Origin of the sequence: Hyphomonas polymorpha PS728 (genome assembly GCF_000685315.1) — a bacterium.
GTDB classification, from domain to species: domain Bacteria; phylum Pseudomonadota; class Alphaproteobacteria; order Caulobacterales; family Hyphomonadaceae; genus Hyphomonas; species Hyphomonas polymorpha.
The window spans coordinates 1-20,796 of sequence record NZ_ARYM01000025.1; the positions used below are offsets into that span (position 1 = coordinate 1).

Genomic DNA, 20,796 nt, shown 5'->3' on the forward strand with positions numbered 1-20,796 from the left:
CACCCGGTACTTCCTGAAGCTGGGCTAAAACCGCTTACGCAAAGAGCGTGACGGTTCAGAAAATTTGGCAGCTAGGCGGCTGAAAGCACAACTACCTGTAAACATTCAATTTATGGCTCGAGTGATGTGCGCCAAGATGAACAAAGGCAATAATATTTTTCAATATGTCATCTGCCCCCCTGCCCATCTGCATCCCCTTGATATCTCAATGCCCGTTGTTGGTCCCGCACCCTCGGCGGGCGCCAATACTCCGCCATATTCCGCACGGACTCAGACAAGCCGGATGTGCAGCAAAATGTGTAGCGAAGTGACATCAGCGCAAGAAGAAAGCATCAGATTAGCAAAAAATATCCAATGATTTCAATGTGTTATGAGAAAAATCTGGCGGTGGTGTCAGGCTAATGCGAACCCGTCTCCGAAATTCGCGCACACGCAGGTGCTAGGCTACAAGAAGGTCGCGCCATTCGCGAAGAGCGGCGTTCCTGTTAACTTTGAAGGTTGATCGCGAGTAGAGATGCCTCTCCAGGTTAAAATGATTGTGTACAGACGAATGGGCTGAGGCGAACTTCTGCAAACTTCGCATTCGCCTGAAGCGCGACATCGCGCGCTCTCGTCGCCGGAATGGCTGGTGTGAATTTTCAGCTCGATTGTTGAGATGGCGGCCCGTCTCGCGACGGCGTACATTGCCAATCTCTTTCATCGCGGCACCGTAGGAGCGGAGCTTGTCCGTGACGACTACCACTGGATTACCATACCGTTTCATCGCTTTTCTGAGGAATTTCAGGGCTGCAGCTTTGTCGCGTTTCTTCGTGACGTACGCTTCAAGCACCTCCCCTTCGTGATCGACCGCACGCCACAGATAATGCGTCTCGCCGCGGATCTTCACAAAGACCTCGTCCAGATGCCAGCGCCACTGCGGCACCTGGCGCATCGCCTCCGACCTCCGCTTACGGATCTTGTTCGCGAAATAGGTGCCGAAACGGTCGGCCCATTGCCTGATCGTTTCGTGACAGATATCGATACCTCGCTCATGAAGGAGGTCTTCGACATTGCGAAGCGACAACGGAAAGCGGATGTACATCATCACGCCAAGCTGGATGATTTCAGGCGAGGTCTTGAAGTAGCGAAACGGATTTTGGGCCATTTACCGAGGTTACGCCTCTGGAATTGCCTTCTCAAGGCCGTTTGCCCTGACACTACCTCGCTGATGCCTGCGAGCCGTGTTCGCCGTCGAGGCCGGTGTAGAAACGCCGCGCCCAGGGGGGCGCGGCGTTTCACTGCCACAAGGGATCTGCGTGCGATCAGGACTGATCAGGCAGCAACATTGTCGATCAGTGCCCGGATCTCCTGCGGCAGTTCACCACGAACCATCTCCGCATTCAGAGGACCGCCGGTCACAGCCGTCTGGTCTTCGCGAATTTCGAAAATGTTGAACGAGTGATTGCTCGACTTCGGGAACTTCTTGATCTGAGCGGCGATCGGTCCGTCGCAATAGGCTTGAGCCGATGCACGGTCCTTGAAGAGGTAAATCCCGCCGCTCAGCCGGGTTTCCGGATTGCGGACCCAGATTTTCCAGAGCAGACCCGGGACCGCCCAGAACACTTTCGCCTTTTCAGCCGTCGAGAACTGGCCAAGCTCTTCCTCGCTGAGATCCCAACCGAAATTCACTTGCAAAACAACCGGCATTTCATCCTCCTTCATCAAGATACGACGTCCCCCACCCAACATTGAGCGCGAGCCTTCTCCGGCCCCAGCCTGTCGGGACTGGCGCAACCGGCAACTTGGAAAAAGTTACCAGCGCACGGTCCCGGGAACGAATGAAAAAATATCCGTTCAGTTGAGTGTGAGTGAATCCTGTATGCATTCTGTTCTTGGAAATATGCCGTCTCCGAGTGGAACAGTCCGGCATTCGATGTCGATATTGATTGGTGCATGGTGCACCGAAAGAACGACGTTAGCGGCGTCCCTCCCATAAGTGACAGAATCTGAAGCGGGGCCGGCGCTACAGTCTGGATCTTCCAAGTGCCGAAGTCAGAGTCGCCTCCAGCATTTCATCGGCAAGCGGGGAGCTGTCCGGCACGGCTCGGGAAAGGATCAGGGCACCAACCATGCTGGCTACGAGGGACGCAGCACGGGTTCTCGAGTCCGGGCCCGGCGCTTCCGGAAGCAGCTTTTGAACAGATCCAATCATTTCTTCGAGGCCGTCTGCGAAGACGTCACGGACGCCGTCCGGCTGCCTGGCAACATCTCCGGCCAGCGCGGCAGCCGGGCAACTCGATCCGGGCGCTTTCCGGGTTTCCCGCGAAAGGTAGGCTTTCATAAGACGCGGCAGGCCGCGCGCTTTTGCGCGTTCAGCCGCCATCTCGGTCCATGCCTGCGCCAGCGCCTCGGATACAAGCGCATCCTTCGTGGCGAAGTGATTATAGAAGCCGCCATGAGTAAAGCCCGCAGCGCTCATCAGGTCCGATACGCCAACGCCATCAAAGCCACGCTCCCGGAACAATCTGGCGGCTGTCTCAACGACGATCTCACGGTTTTTGCGGGCTTGTTCCTTGCTGATACGCATGCGGGTGATCCTCTTCTGAAACGCAATTATGATGACGAATAACATTATTGACAAGGCGGGATTCGAACCATTAATGATGACAATCATAATTATTAATGGTTTGGAAGAAGGAACCAAGCTCATGCCCCTCTGGAACATCTTTCACCCGCCCGGCGCTTTCACACGGGAAGAAAAGCAGCAGCTCTCTGCGGACATCACGGAACTCTACAAACCTCTGCCAAAATTCTATGTCGGCGTGGTGTTCCAGGAAATCGCAGCGGACTCCTTCTTCGTCGGGGGCAGAGGGGCCGTGAGCAATTTTGTGCGGATCTGGGTCGATCATATCGCACGCACCATGCCGAACGCCGAATATCGCAAGCGTTTCATGGACAAGTGCAATGCCGTATTCACGCCATTCATGAACACACGCGGACTCGACTGGGAGCTACACATCGACGAAACCGCCTTTGATCTCTGGTCGCTAAACGGACTGGCCCCTCCTTTACCGAATACGGACGAAGAAGCGCGATGGCGCGATGCGAACCGGCCACTTCCTCCGATCGCCGGATAGCTCGCTGCCTGTTCGAGTATTTTCAGGCTCGACCAAGTCGTGATTATCCTCCACCGGACCGTCTTCTCCCCCCGGCCCGCTTTGCGGGGCTGTCCAGTCGGCGAGAGCCCGAGAGAGTCCTGAAAGCATCTGCCTGGCCCGGCCCGTCTCCGGTCACCGGCCCGCCCGTATGGGCGGACCGGCGCTGCGGGGGCTCGCCGGCCGGGGCCGCGCCGCGCGCTTCCCACTGGCCATTCGGCCAGAGGGGTCGCGGGCGCGTGGCATGTGATCTGAATTTCCTGGCAGGCCGCACTTGCGAGCCATTGTTGCTCACACAACTATTTGACAATTGTAAATTAGATGACTATCTGCAGCCTGACCTCAGCAGGCTGCAAAGACATGAGTCCCCCTCCTTCCGATCCCCGATTCACACGGAGCCGCGCATCCCTCATTGCGGCGGTCATTGATCTTGTCGGGGAGCGCCCCGTCGAGGCAGTGTCCATCATGGAGGTTGCAAAGGCAGCCGGTGTGACACGGCCGACCTTCTACCAGCACTTTCCGGATGTTCCTTCCGCCGCGCGGGCGGCAGCGCTGTACCAGCTTTCCGGCGCCTATCCGTATCTGGATGCCGATCTGGAGGGGATATCACCGGACGAACTCCGGAAAACGCTTGAAGACCGCACCGCGTCTGTCCTCCGGCATTTGCGGCAGAACCGGACCTTCTATCTCAATGTATTCGAAGGGGCCGGGAATATAGACCTCTTCGACGGCCTCGTAGCGATCGTGGCCGACCGGATGATGCTGCCTGGTGCTTCGGCACGCCCGGCAGCGAGCGTGGCAGAGCGGGACCGGAAACTGCTGCTCGCCGGCGGAATCATGTGGCTTTCAGTCAAATGGTTACGGACTGAGACGGGCGCATCGCCGCCCCGCGCCATGGCGCGCCGGATCGTGGAAATCTCCCTGAAGACAGGTGACTCATGACGCTCGCGAACAAGTTCGGCCAAAAGAAAATTCCTGCGCTTCTTCACCCTGCCCGCCTTTTCCGAGCGGGACTTGCAAGTGCCGCCTTCGCCTGGTGCGCACAAAATGGCGCCGCGCAGGCGGCGGATCCCGCCTCTCTAGATTATCTGTCTGCGGAGCAGCAATTCCTGTCGCGTTCTGATGCAATCGATGCGGCAGGAGAAAATGTCCGGGCCAAGCAGGCCCAGGAAAAATCGACCCGAACCCTGCACCGGCCCGATCTCGATTTCGAGCTCCAGCTCCTCGAATACCAGAAAACACTCTACCTCCCGCTCGGACCATTGGAGCCCCTTGCCGCCGATTACGGCATCGCAGATCCGCTTGAGTTCCGCCAGGAATTGCGCAGCATCCGTCCGATCCTGACAGCTTCGGTCCCCCTCTATACCGGAGGCCGGATCGATGCGACCCGGGACGGCGCGCAGGCAGAGCTCGACGCCGCGCTTGCCGAGCGGGACCTCACGACAGATGAAGGCCTCGTCCAGCTGGTCCAGGCCTATTTCGGACAGCAGCTCGCCGAACGCGCCCTCGGTGTCCGGCGCGATGTGCTGATGGGCCTGGAAGCCCATTTTGATGAAGTCCGCCACCTCGAGGAGGTTGGCCTTGCCACTAAGGCACAGCGCCTGCAGGCGGAAGTTGCGCGCGATGATGCGAGCCGGGAATACCAGGAAGCAATTGCCCGGCTTGCGACGGCCAATGTCGTCCTCGCCGGTTTGCTGAGAGCTCCGGCAGGCATTCGCCCCCTCAGCCCTCTCTTCGTGATTTCCGCCCCGCTCGCTCCGGTCGAAGCGTTCAGCCAATCGGCCATGGACAATCATCCCGAGATCAAGCGTCTCGATGCCCTTGCCGGCAAGGCCGAAGCCGGGATCGATATTGAGGAATCCAAGCGCAAACCCACCGTCTTCGGCTTCGCCCAGTACAATCTCGACCGTGAGGATGCCCTGCTGACGGATCCGGACTGGGCGGTCGGGATCGGCATGCGCTACAAATTCTTCTCAGGCGCCGATCGCAAGCAAGGTGTCGCCGCCGCCCGGTTTACGGCCGAACAGGTCCGGGCTGGCCGCCGGGAAGCAAGGACCCGGATCGGCATCGGTGTTGCCAAAGCCTGGTACGAGGTCGAAGCGGCCCGGAAGCGGTTTCTCCTGCTCGATACCGCGATTGTCTCTGCCGAAGAGAGCCTCCGCCTGCAGAAGCTCGCCTACCGCGAACAGCAGGCGACATCACTCGATGTCGTCGATGCCGAACTCGGCCTCGGGCGCGCCCGGATCCGGCAGGACCAGGCAGCATATGACTATGTGATCGCCCTTGCCGAATTGCTCTCGGCCAGCGGCCAGATGAGCGAATTCTCCGAGTACCAGACCCGCGCCGACAGAATCGTCCCATGACCGACCCACATATCACCGAAGACAATCAGGAGCAGACGGCCTCCGAACAGGAGACCGGGACGCGCCGCGCCCCGAAGCTGAAAAACCTCCTTCCATCCCTTGCCGGTCTCGCGGTCCTGTCGCTGCTCGCAACCGGACTGTGGCTGAGCTACCGCCCCATCCCCGACCAGCTCCAGGGCATGGTGGACGCCCGGGAGGTTCGTGCCGCCAGCAAGGTCACCGGACGCATCGAAACTTTTCATGTGGCCGAAGGGGACAGGGTTGCTGCCGGACAGCTCCTCTTCACAGTCGACAGTCCTGAAGTCGCTGCCCGCTCGAAACAGGCTGGCGGCGCCGTCACGGCAGCGCAGGCTGCCGAGGCAAAGGCACAGGATGGCACCCGTCCTGAAGATATAAGGGCCGCAGAGGCCCAATGGCGCCGGGCAGAATCGGTTGCCGAACTCGCCGATGCGACCTATGCCCGGATCCAGCGCCTTTTCGACGAAGGCGTCACCACCGGCCAGCAGCGCGACGAGGCTGAAGCCAATGCCATCGCCTCACGTCAAACTGCACGCGCAGCAAGGGCCCAATATGACCAGGCCCTGGCCGGTGCGCGCGCCGAGGACAAGATCGCTGCAAGCGGCCAACTCGAACAGGCCCTCGGCGCGTACGCTGAAGTGGAGGCCGCCGCTGCCGAAACAAGGGTTGTCTCCCCCGTCGATGGCGAGGTCGGAAAGCGCCTCGCCCAGACCGGAGAACTCGTGCCACAGGGATTTCCTGTCTTCATGGTCACCGAGGTCCAGGATCCCTGGGTTACCGTGTTCATCCGGGAAGACCAGTTCAATGACCTGAAACAGGGCGCGGTCTACACAGGTCATGTTCCGGCGCTCGGCAATCTGGCTGCCGCTTTCCGCGTGACATTCATTGCACCCGCCGGAGATTTTGCGACCTGGCGCGCCACACGCCAGTCGACAGGCTATGACATCAAGAGTTTTGAAGTCAGGCTTGCCCCGACAGAGCCCATCGACCGGCTCCGCCCCGGCATGACCGTGCTTTTCGACTGGCCGCAATGAGTCATGGCGATGCGGGCATTCCTTTCCGCCTTCTGCCGGGAAATCCTTTTCCTGAGGCATAGTTTCTGGGACCGCGTGGTCATCCTCTGGATGCCACTCCTGTTGCTCGGACTGCCAGCCATGCAATTCTCTTCCGGCGTTATCCGGAACCTTCCCATCATTATCGTCGACCAGGACCAGACGCAGGCGTCGAGAGAGCTCGCGCACCGGATCGATGCGGCGCCCGAAGTCCGCGTCCTGGCAAGAATCCCGGACTTCGGCGAAGCAGAAGAACACGTCCGTACACGCAAGGCCTATGCGCTGGTCATGATCCCCGACGGGGCAGAGTCCGACATCCTGCAAGGCGGGTCAGCAGCGATCAGCATCTTCTACAATGCAAGCTACTCCACAGCCTCCGGATCGGCATTGCGCGCGGTCCGGGCGGCCGTACAGGATTATTCGGCCAAGCTTGCCATCGAGCGCGTTGCGGCGTTCGGGACCAGCCAGGCTCGACCTGCCCCCGTCACCGTCCAGACGACGATCCTTTTCAATCCGCAACGCAGCTACGAATTCCAGCTTGTTTCCCTGCTGCACCCGGCGCTCCTGCACCTTGCTTTCATGATTGCCGTGACAGGCGCCCTCGGCCGCGAACTCCGGGACGGGACGATCGGCGACTGGCTGGCAGGACGCCCAGGTGCTGCCAGCGCCATTGCAGGCAAGCTCGCCCCTTATGGCCTGGTCTTCATGGTCTGGAGCGGACTTGCCACGTCCTATCTCGCTGTCCTTCGCGGCTGGCCAATCCATGGCAGCCTGCCGCTGATCATGTCAGGCTACCTGGCGATGTATGCCGCCTATGCCGGGATTGCGCTCTTCATCGTCGGTCTGACCCGCTCCATGCTGCAATCCCTCTCCATGAGCGGGCTTTATGCCGGCGCCTCCTTTGCCTTTGCAGGCGCAATCTTCCCGATCCAGTCCGCATCCTCCTTTGCCCAGTTCTGGAGCGCCATCCTGCCCTATACCTGGTTTGCAAAACTCCTGTCCGAACAATGGAGCATGGCAAGCCCGCCCTCGGTCTCGCTGGGGCATATCGGTATCATGATGTTCATGGCGCTCGCCGGAGGAGTGATAGGTTTGCCGTCTTACATCCGTTCGGCCAGCCAGCCAGCCAGCTGGGGGCGCCGATGATCTGGCGCGCTTTCCTGACGACTTTCAAAACGATTTTCTCTGACCGGCCTGCCATGATGCTGCTGGTCGGATCGACTGTCCTCTATTCGTTTTTTTATCCGTCGGCCTATTCCGGCCAGGTCGCGACGCAGATCCCGATCGCGGTCGCAGATCTCGACAACAGCGCACCCAGCCGGGCGCTCGCCGTCAAGATCGAGGCCGTCCAGCAATCGCTTGTGGTCGCCCGGGTCCATTCCGTACGCGAGGCAGAGCGCCTGATAGAAGACGGGACGGTCACGGCCTTTGTTCTGATCCCGGAAGGATTTGGCGACGACATCCGGCGCGGGCGCCAGGGCAAGGTCTCCCTTTATGGCAACGGCGCATATCTCTTACGCAGCAGTGCCGGACTCTCCGGTATAGCAAACTCCCTTGGCTCGATCGCATTTGAATCGGCCGTCGACCAGTCACGCCTTCTTGGCCGGCCCGCAGCAAGTCCCCTGACGGTCATAGAGCGCCCCTTGTTCAACACGCGCGAAGGCTATGGCAGCACAGTTGTTCCAGGGGTCGTCTTCCTGATCCTGCACCAAACCCTGTTCATGGGTCTCGCCCTGCTGGCGGCAACATTGCGCGAAAAGCAGGGCTGGCTCGGCTTTGAGCTGAAGTCACTCCTTGGCATCGCCCTCGCCTTCTTTGTTCTGGGCGCTGCGGAAATTGCCTATTTTTCCGGCTTTGTCTTCTGGTTCCAGGATTATCCGAGAGCCCAGGCCGAACCGGCGGTTCTTCTCATTGCTGGCGGCCTGTTCGTGTCGGCTACGGTTTGCGGCGCGCTCGCGCTTGGCAGCTTTTTCCGGACACGGGAAAGACCCGTCCAGATATGGATCGTGACCTCCCTGCCAATCTACTTCCTGTCAGGCCTGTCCTGGCCCGTGCAGGCCATGCCGTCCTGGCTCGCTTGGTTCAGCCAGCTCTTTCCGACAACGGCAGGTATTCATGTCATGGTCGGTGTCAACCAGATGGGCGCGAGCCTTAAGGACATCGCTCCGGACCTCATCAACCTTGCGGTCCTGACCCTGGCCTATGGCGGGATTGCCATCTACCGGCTTTCCCTGCGCCCTTCCGGCGAGCCGGTACCCGCCTCGACCGGCCACGGATAAGTCCCTGGCAGCTCGGGTCCGTGTTCCATGGCAGTTTTCATGGGCCGTTTCAGGATGCCTTGCGGGATTCGGCCGCGTCCGGGACCTTCAGCCATTTGCCATAGACCTTGACGTCCTGGCGTTCGAAACCCAGCGCTTCGTAGAATTTCTCCGCGCGGTCATTTCCATCCCGCACCATAAGCTCGATCTTCGGAGCGCCGCGCGATGCAAGCCAGAGGCCTGCTTCTTCCATCAGCTCCCGGCCTGCCCCGCGCCCCTGGTGCGCTGGTTCGACCGCGAGGTAGTAGACCCACCCGCGGTGGCCATCATGCCCTGCCATCACGCTTCCAATCATCTGGTCTCCGCAATAGCCTACAAGAATGGTCGCTTCCCGGGCAGCAACAGCCCGGTCGATATCATCGTTCGGGTCGTTCCAGGGACGGGTCAGCCCGCAGGCTGTTGATTGCCGTTGAGAATTGACCCTGGGAGGGCAGAAATTTCCACTGAGAAGTGACCCATGTTTGAACCGGTCCCGAGCTTTGGCGAGCGGGGGACCATGGAGTGTTGGACATGGCATTATTGAGCGTTATCCGGCGGTGGTATCACCGCGACCAGATGTCGATCCGGGAGATTTCCCGGCGGACGGGCCTTTCTCGAAACACGCTGCGCAAGGTGCTGTCAGACGAATTCGAACCAGTCTCCGTTTTTCCCAGACGAGCAGGTCTCAGGCGGCGAGAAGCTCGCGCCATTCGAGAAGAGCGGCGTCACGCAACGATTTGAACCTGGCCCTGCTCTCGATATTCCTTTGATGATTGAAGTGATTGTACACAGACGAATGGATTGAAGCAAATTTCTGGAGACTTCGCATGCGCCGAAAGCGGGACATAGCTCGCTCCCGCCGTCGAAATGGCAAGTGTGAATTCTCAGCGCGATTGTTGAAATGTCGGCCAGTCTCCTGGCGGCCCTCGTTCCCGATCACTTTCATGGCGGCCCGATATGAAGGACATTTATCCGTCACGACCACCTTGGGATTGCCATATCGCTTCATGGCTTTTCGCATAAATTTCAATGCTGAAGCCTTGTCGCGAGTCTTCGTGACAAATGACTCCAGCACCTCTCCTTCATGATCAACCGCTCGCCAGAGGTAATGAGTCTGACCACGGATCTTCACAAAGACCTCGTCCAGGTGCCATTGCCACTGCGGACTTTGCTTCATCCCCTCCGATCGACGTTTGCGGATCTTGTGCGCGAAGTAAGTGCCGAAGCGATCAACCCAGTGCCGGACTGTTTCATGGCAAATGTCGATGCCGCGCTCGTGAAGCAGGTCTTCCACGTTGCGCAAGGACAGCGGAAATCGAACATACATCATGACCGCAAGCTGGATGATCTCGGGCGACGTCTTGAAGTAGCGGAAGGGTGATTTCGTCATTTCTGGAGCCTAAGCTACTGAATGCGCCGCCTCAAGGTCGGTTCCTTTGACAATCCCCCCGGTAATGCGCCGACCGGCTTGAACGCATCACCGGCGGCCTTCTTCCACGCCCGCCATTCTTCCAGATTGGATTTGGCGATTCCACTGCTCATCAGCTCGATCTTGGCATAAGGGCTCTCATAAGCCTTGTCCGAGAGATAGCCGATGGCGAAGTCTATATTGTCCGCATCAGGATACCACATGATCAGGGGCAGAAAATCAGCAGGCGGGTTCTGAAAAGTCTCGCCATCGATTTTGACCGGCCACCACATCTGCGCGTCACACACGTCCGGCGTGCGTACACCGATCAATTCCCCCGATTCTGTCGGCACCAGCATGACATGCGGTGCCATGCCATAAGTCACGGAAGACGTTGTGAAGCTCCAGCTGCTGACAATCGCGCCGCAGCTGGCCACATAGTCGATCTTCACGATCTCGCCGGTTTCTTTGACCCGGACATCTGCATGCACACGGAAGAATCCGTCTGGCACTACAGATTGTTCGTCGGATTTCGGCACTGCGGCGCCACACGCGGCGACCAAGACCAGCAGACCAGACAGAGCTCCAAAGAAGAGCAACCTACGAGAGAGATTTCTCGCCTTCATGATTACCCTCCGATCAGGATCAGAATTGCGCAAACGCGCCCGGATTTCAACCTAAATTATTGAAGATCGGAACCACAGCGCAGCACAGGTGTCCCCCGAGCGTATAGTAACTCAGCTGCATCTGCTCATTAGCTCCGGATAAAATTCAGAAATTTCATTTCCCTAACCAGGTGACCCTCAGTTCCTCAAGGAACGATTTGGGGATCGACTTCTACACACGTCAAGCCGGCCGCATATCAACTTAATAAAAAATCATTATCGATAAGACTGTAATGCTACTTTTGGAGGCGCATATATATTTGCGCATTCTTACGCTCATGCACTTCCGCGAGACTGAACGTATCCCGGGGCGCAAGAATGATTCAACTTCATCTGTGGACGTACTATAGCCTTCCCGCTCGCGCACGGATCGCAAGCAAGATGCGTCACGCCTAACACTCTACTGTGCTTTTAAGTGTTTGCGCAATTATAGATTGTACAGAGTAGGGTGTATTTTAGGTGAAACCGATTAGCCGGCCCGACCTGTATCGCCTTGTTTGGAGCAGGCCGATCTCTCACGTCGCCAAAGAACCTCTATTTCTCCGACAGAGGACTGACGAAGATTGGCATCCGGCACGACATCCCAGTTCCTTCGCGGGAGGGGGGAGCTAAACTGCACATCGGCTTAAGGATCGTCGCGAGAGTGTCATCAAGTATGTGCAGATAGGCCCGGATGCAGGATCTCGGCGTTTCACCCCGTTCCGACAGAGAAGTCGCGAAGAGAGCGAGCGAAGATTTCGCGGCGCTCTTCGTGCGCCTGCGTCCCGCCATCGTGAAATTCTTCGCCCGGCGCACCCATGACGAGGCGGCGGCCGAGGAACTGGCGCAAGAATTATTTCTCCGGTTGCTGAGGCATCCTGAACTCTTCACGTTAGACAATGTTGATGGGTACGTTTTTCGATCTGCAGTCAATCTTGTGCGCGACCGGGCGCGGCGCGATGTGTCGCGTGGCCCTGTCCTGCATGTTGATATCGAACAACTTCAGCTCGTCTCCGACGCCCCGGATGCGGAACAGGCACTCAACTCCCGCCAGAAGCTTGATGCCCTCCTTCGTGCAATCGAACACCTGCCGCGCAGGACGCGAACCGTGCTGATCCTCAGCCGCTTCGAAAACATGTCTTATGCGCAGATCAGCCAGCGGCTGGGCATTTCTGTAAGCGCCGTCGAGAAGCAGATCAGCAAGGCGCTGCGAGATCTGCAGGCGTGGAGATGAAAATGGGTTCGCCTGACGAGAAAGCCCGGGCAGAGGCTGCCGACTGGTTCGCCAGGATGAACAGCGATGCTGCCAATGCCGGCACTGCTGCTGCGCTGCGCGACTGGCTGGGGCAGAACCGCGCCAATGCTGAGGCCTATCTGGAGCAGGAAATGCTCTGGGCCGAGATGGCCCAACTTGCGGATGATCCGCGCCTCGCGGCCCATCGGCGCGCAGCGCTGGACGAGGAGGCGCCGCAACGTCCCACATTTTGGTCCGTTGGGCGCCTCGCTGCCGCCACAACGGCGCTCGCAGCCTGCCTCGCCATTTCGGTTGCGGTGATACTTCTGCAGTTGCCAGAGCCTGTCGCCATTGTTGATGACTATATCCTGGTGCGACACGAAACCCAGACAGGAGAACGCCTGACCGTCGCCCTCCCCGACCGATCCGAGATCACACTGGCGCCGGCCAGCCAAGTGGAAGTTCTGTACAGAGAACAGACACGCGATATCCGGCTGGTATCAGGACGCGCTTTCTTTTCTGTGGCGCGGGACTTGAACCGGCCTTTCAGGGTTGAAGCTGAGGACCGGGTCGTCACTGCGCTGGGCACACGGTTTCAGGTTGCGCTGGACGAGGCGGCCCCGGAGGTCCTTTTGGTCGACGGCCTAGTGGAAGTGTCCGGCCTATCCGCAGACGGAACCGGGCCGGTTTATCGTCTCCAGCCCGGGCAGCGCCTCAGCGGCGCCATGTCCTCTGCCCTCGTGGAGCAGGTGGATGCTGACGAGGAAACGGCTTGGCGTTCAGGACAACTGGTTTTCCGCAATCAGCCTCTGCGAGATGTTGCTGCCGAGTTCAGCCGCTATGCGCCCGTGAATGTCCGGGTTGCCGACACCTCCATTGGTGATCTGCGGGTATCGGGCGTCTTTCACTATGAGCAGGTCGGGGCATTTGCGTCCGCCCTGCAGCGCACGTTCGATATCGAAGTGGAGCGCGCGGAGGATGGCTCCTATCTGCTGCATGACGCTTCGGAGACACGCTGATCGCGTGAACTTTTAATGAATTTCTGAGGGGTGTGGGAATGGCTGCGTTGAGCCCGTGTGAAGCTGCCGCGATTGGGGCGGGGCTGCAAATCGGGGTACCAACGTGACTGCTCGACCAGACAATTTCACAACTCGCAAATCATTTCGTCGCCGCGCAAACTGTATGGCATCGGCCTGCGTCATCGCACTGCTGAGCGCCGGGATGACCGCGCCTGCTGCGCAGGCCGAGCAGGCAAGGCAGACGGCTTTCGCAATTGCCGCTCAGCCGCTCGATGAAGCCCTTATAGAGTTTGCGCGGGTATCAGGCGCCCAGGTACTTTACTCGCCGGACCTTGTGCGCGGACGCTCAGCGAACGCCGTTGATGGTATTCTGCCACCTGCAGACGCGCTGCGGCGGATTCTTGAAGGTAGCGGCGTGATCATCGCCGACCATGAGCAGGGAAGCTTCACGCTTCGCGCGGCACCCGCGCCGGCGAGCACGCCTGTGCGCACCCAACCGCCGCAACCTGCGCCACCCCGCCGCAGCACCGTGCCCGAACCGGATCAGGCGACGATGGATACCGTTGTTGTCATCGGTGAGCGGTTGATCCTGGAGCGGTCGCTCGATCTCAAGCGCAATGCTGAATATCTGAGCGAAGTTGTCACCAGTGATGGCATCGCCGCGCTGCCGGATGATACTCCCGCTGAAGCCCTGCGCCGCATGCCCGGCCTGTTTTCGCTGGATGACCAGGGTGAGGGCCGGTATGCCGGTATCCGCGGGATTGATCCTGAACTGATGAATATTACGTTCAATGGCCAACCGATCGGCGCTCCGGAAGGTGGCGGATCGGGAGGCAATTCGGGCCGCGCTGTGCGCATGGACAGCATCCCGTCCGATCTCATCGGCACGATTGAAGTCGTCAAGGCCGTGACCCCGGACATGGATCACAATGCCATTGGCGGCGGGATCAATATCACAACGGCCAGCCCGTTCCTGCGGAAGGGAACCTTTCACAGCGGCAACGCTCAGGTCGGCTACAACGACGCGAGCGGCAACACGCTGTGGAGCGGCAGCGCCACCCTCGGCACCAAGCTGGGGAGTGATGAACGCTGGGGCCTGCTGATGTCCGGCAGCTTCTCCCAACGCACCATTGGTTCACATCGCATGAGCACGGATGGATGGCAGAACGTCAATGGCGCTTTCCTGCCTTCGACACGGGATCTGTTCGACTACAACGTTGATCGCCGCCGTTGGGGCGTGACCATGGCCCTTGAGCACCGGCCGAATGACAACCATTCAATCCGGCTGAATGCAAACTTCAACAGCCATCGCGATGATGAAGAACGCCAGAAGACGGCCTATAACTTTGCTCGCAACACGCTGAGCGAGCAGACCGAGGATGGCGGACGTTTTGCCGGCGGCCAGATCACGCGTGAGTTTCGCTGGTACCTGCAGGAAGACACCATCTATGCAGCCTCTCTGACGGGCGAGCACAAGCTGGACGACCGGTCTACACTGGACTGGTCAGCGGGCTATTCCTCTGCAGAGAAAGCAACACCGCGGCGCGTCGACTGGGAGTTCCGGACGACTGGAAACCGCTTTCCCAACACCTACGATACGTCCGGTCGCCTGATCGTTGTCACACCGAACAATATCGAAGCCTATCTCGACCCGGACAACTACCCCTTCCGGCGCGTTCGCCGCCGCACTGACACTGAGCGCGAGGAGATTTTCTCTGGGCGCCTGAATTTCCGCCAGGATATCGAACTGGCGGGGCATCCTTCCTATTGGAAAACCGGCGCCAGCTATCTGCGCCGGGACAAGCTTCAGGACCGGGAGAACGAAAACTATCTGCCGGCCCAAGCCTTTACGCTCGGCGACTTCGATTTTGCCGGGCCGGATATCGATAGCTATTTCGACGGGCGCTACATCTATGGCCCCAGGCTGAACATCCAGAATCTGGAGCGGTTCCTGAACGACCGGCCTGAGTACTTCGTCTACAATGATGAGAACTCCATCCTGGCTTCGACCGGCGGTGACTATGACGGCCGGGAGGAGATTACATCCGCCTACGGTTTGCTGAGCATCAATATGGGGAAGCTGAACGTCCTGGGCGGCGTGCGGATTGAGCACACGCAAGGCAAGTACAGCGCCAATGAAACATTCTTCGAGGCTGGGTCGTTCACAGGCGATATCCGCACCATCAGCGGCGGCGAGAGCTATACGGACTTTTTTCCGAGCCTCCACCTGCGCTGGGAGCCCGCGGAAGATTTGCTCCTGCGGGCAAGCTGGACCAACACGATCGGTCGCCAGCCCTTCATGGACCTGCGCCCGGTACGCTCATTCAACGTGTTCCAGAATGAGGAAAGTGGCGGCCTCGTCGGCAGCGTTTCAGAAGGCAATCCCAACCTGAAGCCCTACCGGTCGACCAATTACGACCTCAGCCTCGAATATTACCCGGCCAGCGGTGGCATCATGTCTGCTGCGCTCTTCCACAAGAAGATCGAAAACGCTGTTTTCCAGCGGAGCTTCGAGGACCTGAATGTCGATTTTGAGGGTTTTTTCTTTGAGCAGCTCAACTTCTCACGGCCAGAGAACGCCGATGCCGGCAGCATCACCGGCCTGGAGCTCAACTATCAGCGCTTCTTCGACTTCCTGCCCGCCCCGTTCGACGGGCTGGGGGCGAGCGTGAACTACACCTATGCGGACTCCTCGCTCGAGGTTTTCTCCCGCCCGGGCGAAACGCTGAACTATATCCGCCAGCCGAACCATATAGGCAACGTCGCGGCGATGTATGAGAAGGGACCGCTCTCTGCCCGCATCGCGGTCAGCTATACCGGCGACTTCCTCACAAGTATTGGCCGGAATGATGACCTTGATCGCTACCGCGCCCGGCGCGCGCCGCTGGACGCGCGGATCAGCTATCAGATGAACAGTAGGCTGAATTTCTTCGTCAATGCGCGCAATCTCAACAATGCCTCTGAATCCGCCTTCAGCGGGCAGCGTGATCGGCTCACGGCGGAGGAAATCTATTCCTGGACGGGCTGGGCAGGTGTGAAATGGCGCCTGTAATGCCGCACATATCTGCCCCGGTGCGGGCCATGCGCTTCGGCGCATGGCTCTGCATAGCCGCATGTCTTTCTGGCTGCGTCAGTGCGGCTCAGGCCTCCGCCCCAACCCTGGCGACCGGCATCGTATTCGAGGATCTCGACGGCAACCGGCAGCGCGATGCCGGTGAGCCAGGGATCGCCGGCGTCATGGTCTCGAATGGCGTGCAGGTTACCGTTACCGACGCGCAAGGGGGCTGGACGCTCCCTGCCAGTCAGGACGAGACGATCTTCGTCATTGCGCCGGGCGGCTGGGCTTCACCTGTTTCCGGTCAGCAGGTCCCGCAATTCTATTATCTGCACCGGCAACATGGATCGCCCGACCTGAAATATCCGGGCATCGACGCAACCGGGCCTTTGCCGCAAAGCATCGACTTCCCGCTTCGCCGTCAGGCCGAGGCCGAGGAGGCCCGCATCCTGCTGATCGCGGACCCGCAGCCGCACCATAGCGTGCATATCGACTATTATCGCCAGCGCTTCGTGGAACCGCTGGCAGGGCGCCGCGATTTCGAGTTCGGCCTGGTGCTGGGCGATGTCGTGCGCAACGATCTCGGCCTGTTCGAGCCTTATCTTGAGGCGAATGCCGGCATGCCCGGCGCAATGTTCCATGTCGCGGGCAATCACGACCTGAACTTCGACACCGCAGAAGCCTATTCCACGGAAACCTATCAGCGGTATTTTGGCCCAACCAATTACGGCTTCTTTCATGGGGCAAGTCAGACCTTCTTTCTTGTCCTGAACAATATCCGTACACCCCTGGAGGATGGGTCCGGCCAGGCGTATCGAGGCGGGCTCAGTGAGGATACGCTGGCTTTTGCACGCAATGTGCTCGCACATGTTCCGCAGGATCAACGCGTCATCGTTGCCGCCCATATTCCCTTCTTTCCCGAAAACGGAGACATTGAACCGGAAGCCGAGCAGGAGCGCGCCGCACTGTTCGAAACACTGAAGCCGTTCCGGCAGGTCCTCATCCTCTCAGGGCATACGCATATGCAGCGCCATTTCCGTGTTAGCGATCCGCACATCTGGCAGGGCAAAGCGCCCTTGCATCAATGGGTCGTGGGCACCGCCTCCGGCGCCTGGTGGACCGGCGCGCCGGATGCGGATGGATTGCCCGAAAGCCTTATGCGGGACGGGACACCGCCGGGCTACGGAATCCTGATCCTGACCAATGCGGATTACCGCATGGACTATCAGGTGGCTGGCGCGCCGGCAGACTTCCAGATGCGCCTGCATGCACCTCGCCACATGACCACACATGAGCGGGATGTGCCGCTCTATGTGAATGTCTTCAATGGCGACGCGGACACAACTGTCCAGGTCCGCTATCTTCCGGATGGGGACTGGCGCTCACTAAGCCCGGTGGTAAGTGTGGACCCGTTTTACAAAAGCCAGACCCTGCTGCGCGATCTGAGCCCCGAGCGGCTTCCCGGCAGCCGCCCACCACCCGCCGCGCTGTCTCACCACCTCTGGTATGCCCGCCTGCCAACCACTCTGCCGCCGGGCAGGCACGCCTTCGAAGTCAGGGCGATTGATGCATGGGGACGTGAGTGGACCGAGCGCTTCGAGATCGAAGCGCACGCGCCGGACTATCCCTATGGCCGGATTACGCCTGAACAGGTTTCCGCCTATCGCCAGATTGAAAGCAAGCCGCAGGAGCGTTCCGAACCATGATCCGGCCACTGATGGGGGTGACAACCCTTTGCCTGATACTTTCCGCGCCGCTTGCCTCCGCTGAACCGGCTGATCCTGCCGCTGTTACACGCCAAGCGTTTGAGCTGCGCCGTTTTCCGGCCGCGGAGGCCCGTCAGGCGGTGGCGGCAGATGCCGGGTCGATCTTTGCGATCAACAACCATGCCATCGGCCGCTATGACAAGGAGACCGGCGCGCCCATCCTAGGCTGGGAGGGCGCTGAGGGCGGCCCCTTCATTCACCTCAATAGCGGGATTGTTCTGGACGGCCGGCTCTATAGTGCGCACTCCAATTATCCTGCCCTGCCCCAGCAAAGTTCACTGGAATGGTTCGATCCGGAAACGCTGGGACATCTGGGATCGGTCAGCTTCGGCCAGTCAGTCGGCTCATTCGTCTGGGCAGACCGGCATGACGGCTATTGGTGGCTGGGCTTCGTGCATTATGCGGGCCGCGGTTCGCCGCCTGATCGCGGGCCGGAATGGTCACAGCTCGTCAAAGCCGATGATGAATTCCGCACACTCGAAAGTTTCGCATTTCCGCCAGCACTCATCGATGCGTTCCACGGTTATAGCGCCTCTGGCGGTGCCTGGGGTCCGGATGGGCGGCTCTATGTCACCGGCCATGATGAGCCGCGCCTCTATGCGCTGAGCCTGCCGGTGGCGGGCTCGGAACTGGTCTGGGAAGAAACCATTGCCATTCCTGCAGAGGGCCAGGGCTTCGCCTGGGATCCCGAAGAGCCCTGGGTGATCTACACGCTGGAGCGCAGCCGGCAGGAAATCGTCGTGAGCCGCATCCCCCATTAAAGCCTGGCATGGGACATTCTTGACCTTCCGGGATTTCGTTGGCGGAACGTGGGATCACCAGCTTGCTGGGATGCAGGTCCGTCGGCCGCAGCCTCGGTGCCCCCCCCCGCGATCACGCTGCATCCCAGCTGGCCCCTCAATGTGATCGTCAAACTTCCGGCCAGACATCTGCTGCGACAGGCAGCAATGACCTGATCTTTAAGGCGCTTTGAGGTGCCGTGAACCGGCCATTTATGCGACCAAACCCGCCCTCATTTTCACTACTCAAACGATCCCAAAGGATCGTTTTATGATCGATAGATCATATTTTCGATTCATGATCTGGAGATCGTAGTTTGATATATCTGAACATATCAAAAGCTTAGAACGATATAAAATTTTATATCACCGCTTGCTTTTTAAGATCATAATTGATATTCTAAAATATATCAATTAATGACTTTGATATAGAAAAAGCTATCATGCCCTACCAATTGGAAGACATCGGCACCAAACTCAAGGCTGCGCGCACGCGCAAGGGCCTGAGCCAGCGCGCGCTGGCCGCGAAGACGGGCTTGTTACAGGCCCAGATTTCCAAAATCGAGAATGGCGCAAGCGACCTCCGGCTCTCCAGCCTGATCGCGCTGTCCCGCGCGCTTGATCTTGAATTGGAGCTGATCCCCCGCAAAGCGCTTCCGGCGGTTGAGGCGCTGGTGCGCGATGTGGAGACGTTCGCGGATCGGAGTGGCAGCATGAAGACCGATGTTCGCCCTGCCTATAGCCTTGATGACGACGAGGAGGACGAAGATGAGTAACGTCACCGTTCTCAACGTTCTGCTCTACGGCAACCCCGTCGGCACTCTGACGCTGCTCTCCGGAGACCGCATCATCTTCGCTTTCAACAAGGAATACATAAACGATCCCAGACGGCCGACGCTCAGCCTGAGCTTCAAGGACAGCCAGGGCAATCTCATCACCTCCTTGCGGCCGACCCAGACCAAGGCGCCACCATTCTTTTCCAATCTGCTGCCCGAAGGGCATATGCGCCGCTATCTGGCAGAGCGCGCAGACCTCAGTGAGGAACGCGAGTTTTTCCTGCTCTGGGTGCTCGGGCGGGATTTGCCCGGCGCCATCACTATCGAGCCTGCAGAAGATGATGCCTGGCCCGATGAAGCATCTGAGAGAAACAGCGAGGAGGCAAGGAAGGCAGCAAAGACGAATGCGCTGCGGTTCTCGCTCGCGGGCGTCCAGCTCAAGTTCTCCGCAATCAACGAGACGCGCGGCGGCCTGACAATCCCGGCATCGGGCGTGGGGGGCTCATGGATTGTTAAGCTCCCTTCCCGCGAATTTGAAGGTGTGCCTGAAAACGAATTCGCCATGATGGATCTGGCACGGCGTGTCGGCATCAACGTCCCGCAAATCCAGCTCATTGACGTGGACGCGATACGCAATCTCCCGGAAGGTATCGGGAAGATCGGCGGAAAAGCATTTATCATTGAGCGCTTTGACAGAGCGCCGGGTTCGCCGATCCATATTGAAGATTTTGCGCAGGTCTTTGGCGTCTATCCCCACAGCAAATACAAGAAAGCCAGCCACCGAAACATTGCAGAGGTTCTGGCGGCAGAAACCGGCGAAGCAGATATCGCCGAATTTATCCGGCGGCTGACCTTCAACACGCTGATCGGCAATGCCGACATGCATCTGAAGAACTGGTCACTGATTTACCCGGATCAGCGTAGCGCGAGGCTTGCGCCTGCATATGATTTTGTTTCGACAATCCCCTACATACAGGATGACTATGCGGCGCTGAAATTCAGCCGCACAAAACGGTTTGACGAGTTTACCCTCGATGAACTGTCTCATCTTGCGGCGAAAGCCAGGCTTCCTGAGAAGGCGGTCCTCGAAGTGGCCAAAGAAACGGTTGAGCGGTTTCAGCAAAGCTGGGCCGCCGAGAAGAACAATCTGCCCCAGCCCAAAGCTGTCACCGAGGCGATTGATGCTCACCTCAAGAAACTGCCTATTGCAAAAGAGTAGCGCTGGATAATTTTGACAGTATACTGAATAAA

19 protein-coding genes and 1 pseudogene are annotated in these 20,796 nt (G+C 59.1%); 14 read left to right on the top strand and 6 right to left on the bottom strand.

Annotated elements, in window-relative coordinates:
• Positions 1 to 439: 439 nt before the first annotated feature.
• From HPO_RS16540 to HPO_RS16550, 3 genes are all read right to left on the bottom strand, one after another.
• A complete protein-coding gene (locus HPO_RS16540; protein ID WP_035601287.1) occupies positions 440 to 1,144 on the bottom strand; it encodes an IS6 family transposase in 705 nt (234 codons plus the stop codon).
• Positions 1,145 to 1,311: 167 nt separating this feature from the next.
• A complete protein-coding gene (locus HPO_RS19965) occupies positions 1,312 to 1,686 on the bottom strand; it encodes a YdhR family protein (RefSeq protein ID WP_051612711.1) in 375 nt (124 codons plus the stop codon).
• Positions 1,687 to 2,002: 316 nt separating this feature from the next.
• Positions 2,003 to 2,566, bottom strand: a complete 564-nt coding sequence (locus HPO_RS16550; protein ID WP_035601289.1) for a TetR/AcrR family transcriptional regulator — start codon at positions 2,564 to 2,566, stop codon at positions 2,003 to 2,005.
• 28 nt (positions 2,567 to 2,594) lie between these two features.
• On the opposite strand from HPO_RS16550, the gene HPO_RS16555 reads away from it, so the two are divergent.
• The 6 genes from HPO_RS16555 to HPO_RS16580 all read left to right on the top strand — a co-directional run bounded on the left by HPO_RS16555 (position 2,595) and on the right by HPO_RS16580 (position 8,846).
• Complete coding sequence (locus tag HPO_RS16555; RefSeq protein WP_206742179.1) at positions 2,595 to 3,116, top strand: tautomerase family protein; 522 nt, start codon at positions 2,595 to 2,597, stop codon at positions 3,114 to 3,116.
• A gap of 378 nt (positions 3,117 to 3,494) precedes the next feature.
• A complete protein-coding gene (locus HPO_RS19970) occupies positions 3,495 to 4,076 on the top strand; it encodes a TetR/AcrR family transcriptional regulator (protein ID WP_051612713.1) in 582 nt (193 codons plus the stop codon).
• Positions 4,073 to 5,497: a TolC family protein gene (locus HPO_RS16565; protein WP_084324392.1), complete on the top strand. Its 1,425-nt coding sequence runs from the start codon at positions 4,073 to 4,075 to the stop codon at positions 5,495 to 5,497. The genes HPO_RS19970 and HPO_RS16565 overlap by 4 nt, the downstream gene beginning before the upstream one ends.
• Positions 5,494 to 6,549, top strand: coding sequence for an HlyD family secretion protein (locus HPO_RS16570; protein WP_084324393.1), 1,056 nt, complete (start codon positions 5,494 to 5,496; stop codon positions 6,547 to 6,549). Before HPO_RS16565 ends, HPO_RS16570 begins: the two co-directional genes overlap by 4 nt.
• Before the next feature lie 9 nt (positions 6,550 to 6,558).
• Positions 6,559 to 7,713, top strand: coding sequence for an ABC transporter permease (locus HPO_RS16575; protein WP_035601291.1), 1,155 nt, complete (start codon positions 6,559 to 6,561; stop codon positions 7,711 to 7,713).
• On the top strand, positions 7,710 to 8,846 hold the full coding sequence (locus HPO_RS16580; RefSeq protein ID WP_035601293.1) for an ABC transporter permease: 1,137 nt from the start codon (positions 7,710 to 7,712) through the stop codon (positions 8,844 to 8,846). The genes HPO_RS16575 and HPO_RS16580 overlap by 4 nt, the downstream gene beginning before the upstream one ends.
• Before the next feature lie 49 nt (positions 8,847 to 8,895).
• Here the strand turns inward: HPO_RS16580 and HPO_RS16585 are convergent, their stop codons facing one another.
• Entirely contained in the window at positions 8,896 to 9,402 is a 507-nt protein-coding gene (locus HPO_RS16585; protein WP_084324394.1) for a GNAT family acetyltransferase, read from the bottom strand.
• Between HPO_RS16585 and HPO_RS21270 the strand changes: the two are divergent.
• A pseudogene (locus HPO_RS21270) lies at positions 9,396 to 9,542 on the top strand (helix-turn-helix domain-containing protein); the annotation flags it as partial. The gene HPO_RS16585 and the pseudogene HPO_RS21270 sit on opposite strands and share 7 nt — an antisense overlap.
• 7 nt (positions 9,543 to 9,549) lie before the next feature.
• Here HPO_RS21270 and HPO_RS16590 read toward each other — a convergent pair.
• Both HPO_RS16590 and HPO_RS16595 read right to left on the bottom strand, forming a co-directional pair.
• The gene (locus HPO_RS16590) at positions 9,550 to 10,254 is read right to left on the bottom strand and encodes an IS6 family transposase (RefSeq protein ID WP_035601294.1); all 705 of its coding nucleotides are present in this window, start codon (positions 10,252 to 10,254) and stop codon (positions 9,550 to 9,552) included.
• 14 nt (positions 10,255 to 10,268) lie between these two features.
• A complete protein-coding gene (locus tag HPO_RS16595; protein WP_157532897.1) occupies positions 10,269 to 10,784 on the bottom strand; it encodes a hypothetical protein in 516 nt (171 codons plus the stop codon).
• A gap of 826 nt (positions 10,785 to 11,610) precedes the next feature.
• Here HPO_RS16595 and HPO_RS16600 point away from each other — a divergent pair.
• From HPO_RS16600 to HPO_RS16630, 7 genes are all read left to right on the top strand, one after another.
• Complete coding sequence (locus tag HPO_RS16600) at positions 11,611 to 12,150, top strand: RNA polymerase sigma factor (RefSeq protein WP_051612714.1); 540 nt, start codon at positions 11,611 to 11,613, stop codon at positions 12,148 to 12,150.
• Positions 12,151 to 12,152: 2 nt separating this feature from the next.
• Positions 12,153 to 13,169: a FecR family protein gene (locus tag HPO_RS19975; protein ID WP_051612715.1), complete on the top strand. Its 1,017-nt coding sequence runs from the start codon at positions 12,153 to 12,155 to the stop codon at positions 13,167 to 13,169.
• 202 nt (positions 13,170 to 13,371) lie between these two features.
• Positions 13,372 to 16,221, top strand: a complete 2,850-nt coding sequence (locus tag HPO_RS16610; protein ID WP_162174060.1) for a TonB-dependent receptor — start codon at positions 13,372 to 13,374, stop codon at positions 16,219 to 16,221.
• Positions 16,221 to 17,930, top strand: coding sequence for a calcineurin-like phosphoesterase C-terminal domain-containing protein (locus HPO_RS16615; protein WP_051612717.1), 1,710 nt, complete (start codon positions 16,221 to 16,223; stop codon positions 17,928 to 17,930). The genes HPO_RS16610 and HPO_RS16615 overlap by 1 nt, the downstream gene beginning before the upstream one ends.
• Entirely contained in the window at positions 17,927 to 18,751 is an 825-nt protein-coding gene (locus HPO_RS16620; RefSeq protein ID WP_084324397.1) for a hypothetical protein, read from the top strand. The genes HPO_RS16615 and HPO_RS16620 overlap by 4 nt, the downstream gene beginning before the upstream one ends.
• Positions 18,752 to 19,212: 461 nt before the next feature.
• Positions 19,213 to 19,545, top strand: coding sequence for a helix-turn-helix domain-containing protein (locus tag HPO_RS16625; RefSeq protein WP_035601300.1), 333 nt, complete (start codon positions 19,213 to 19,215; stop codon positions 19,543 to 19,545).
• Positions 19,538 to 20,764, top strand: coding sequence for a type II toxin-antitoxin system HipA family toxin (locus HPO_RS16630; RefSeq protein ID WP_035601302.1), 1,227 nt, complete (start codon positions 19,538 to 19,540; stop codon positions 20,762 to 20,764). Before HPO_RS16625 ends, HPO_RS16630 begins: the two co-directional genes overlap by 8 nt.
• The last annotated feature ends 32 nt before the right edge of the window (positions 20,765 to 20,796 follow it).

Excerpts from the sequence above, each read along its gene's own strand:
- HPO_RS16610 (WP_162174060.1), top strand. The coding sequence starts at position 13,372 with ATGACCGCGCCTGCTGCGCAGGCCGAGCAGGCAAGGCAGACGGCTTTC.
- HPO_RS16555 (WP_206742179.1), top strand. The coding sequence starts at position 2,595 with ATGATGACGAATAACATTATTGACAAGGCGGGATTCGAACCATTAATG.
- HPO_RS16615 (WP_051612717.1), top strand. The coding sequence starts at position 16,221 with ATGCCGCACATATCTGCCCCGGTGCGGGCCATGCGCTTCGGCGCATGG.
- HPO_RS16590 (WP_035601294.1), bottom strand. The coding sequence starts at position 10,254 with ATGACGAAATCACCCTTCCGCTACTTCAAGACGTCGCCCGAGATCATC.
- HPO_RS16580 (WP_035601293.1), top strand. The coding sequence starts at position 7,710 with ATGATCTGGCGCGCTTTCCTGACGACTTTCAAAACGATTTTCTCTGAC.
- HPO_RS19975 (WP_051612715.1), top strand. The coding sequence starts at position 12,153 with ATGGGTTCGCCTGACGAGAAAGCCCGGGCAGAGGCTGCCGACTGGTTC.
- HPO_RS16570 (WP_084324393.1), top strand. The coding sequence starts at position 5,494 with ATGACCGACCCACATATCACCGAAGACAATCAGGAGCAGACGGCCTCC.
- HPO_RS16585 (WP_084324394.1), bottom strand. The coding sequence starts at position 9,402 with ATGCCATGTCCAACACTCCATGGTCCCCCGCTCGCCAAAGCTCGGGAC.
- HPO_RS16565 (WP_084324392.1), top strand. The coding sequence starts at position 4,073 with ATGACGCTCGCGAACAAGTTCGGCCAAAAGAAAATTCCTGCGCTTCTT.
- HPO_RS16600 (WP_051612714.1), top strand. The coding sequence starts at position 11,611 with ATGCAGGATCTCGGCGTTTCACCCCGTTCCGACAGAGAAGTCGCGAAG.
- HPO_RS16620 (WP_084324397.1), top strand. The coding sequence starts at position 17,927 with ATGATCCGGCCACTGATGGGGGTGACAACCCTTTGCCTGATACTTTCC.
- HPO_RS19965 (WP_051612711.1), bottom strand. The coding sequence starts at position 1,686 with ATGCCGGTTGTTTTGCAAGTGAATTTCGGTTGGGATCTCAGCGAGGAA.
- HPO_RS16575 (WP_035601291.1), top strand. The coding sequence starts at position 6,559 with ATGCGGGCATTCCTTTCCGCCTTCTGCCGGGAAATCCTTTTCCTGAGG.
- HPO_RS16625 (WP_035601300.1), top strand. The coding sequence starts at position 19,213 with ATGCCCTACCAATTGGAAGACATCGGCACCAAACTCAAGGCTGCGCGC.
- HPO_RS16540 (WP_035601287.1), bottom strand. The coding sequence starts at position 1,144 with ATGGCCCAAAATCCGTTTCGCTACTTCAAGACCTCGCCTGAAATCATC.
- HPO_RS16550 (WP_035601289.1), bottom strand. The coding sequence starts at position 2,566 with ATGCGTATCAGCAAGGAACAAGCCCGCAAAAACCGTGAGATCGTCGTT.
- HPO_RS16630 (WP_035601302.1), top strand. The coding sequence starts at position 19,538 with ATGAGTAACGTCACCGTTCTCAACGTTCTGCTCTACGGCAACCCCGTC.
- HPO_RS19970 (WP_051612713.1), top strand. The coding sequence starts at position 3,495 with ATGAGTCCCCCTCCTTCCGATCCCCGATTCACACGGAGCCGCGCATCC.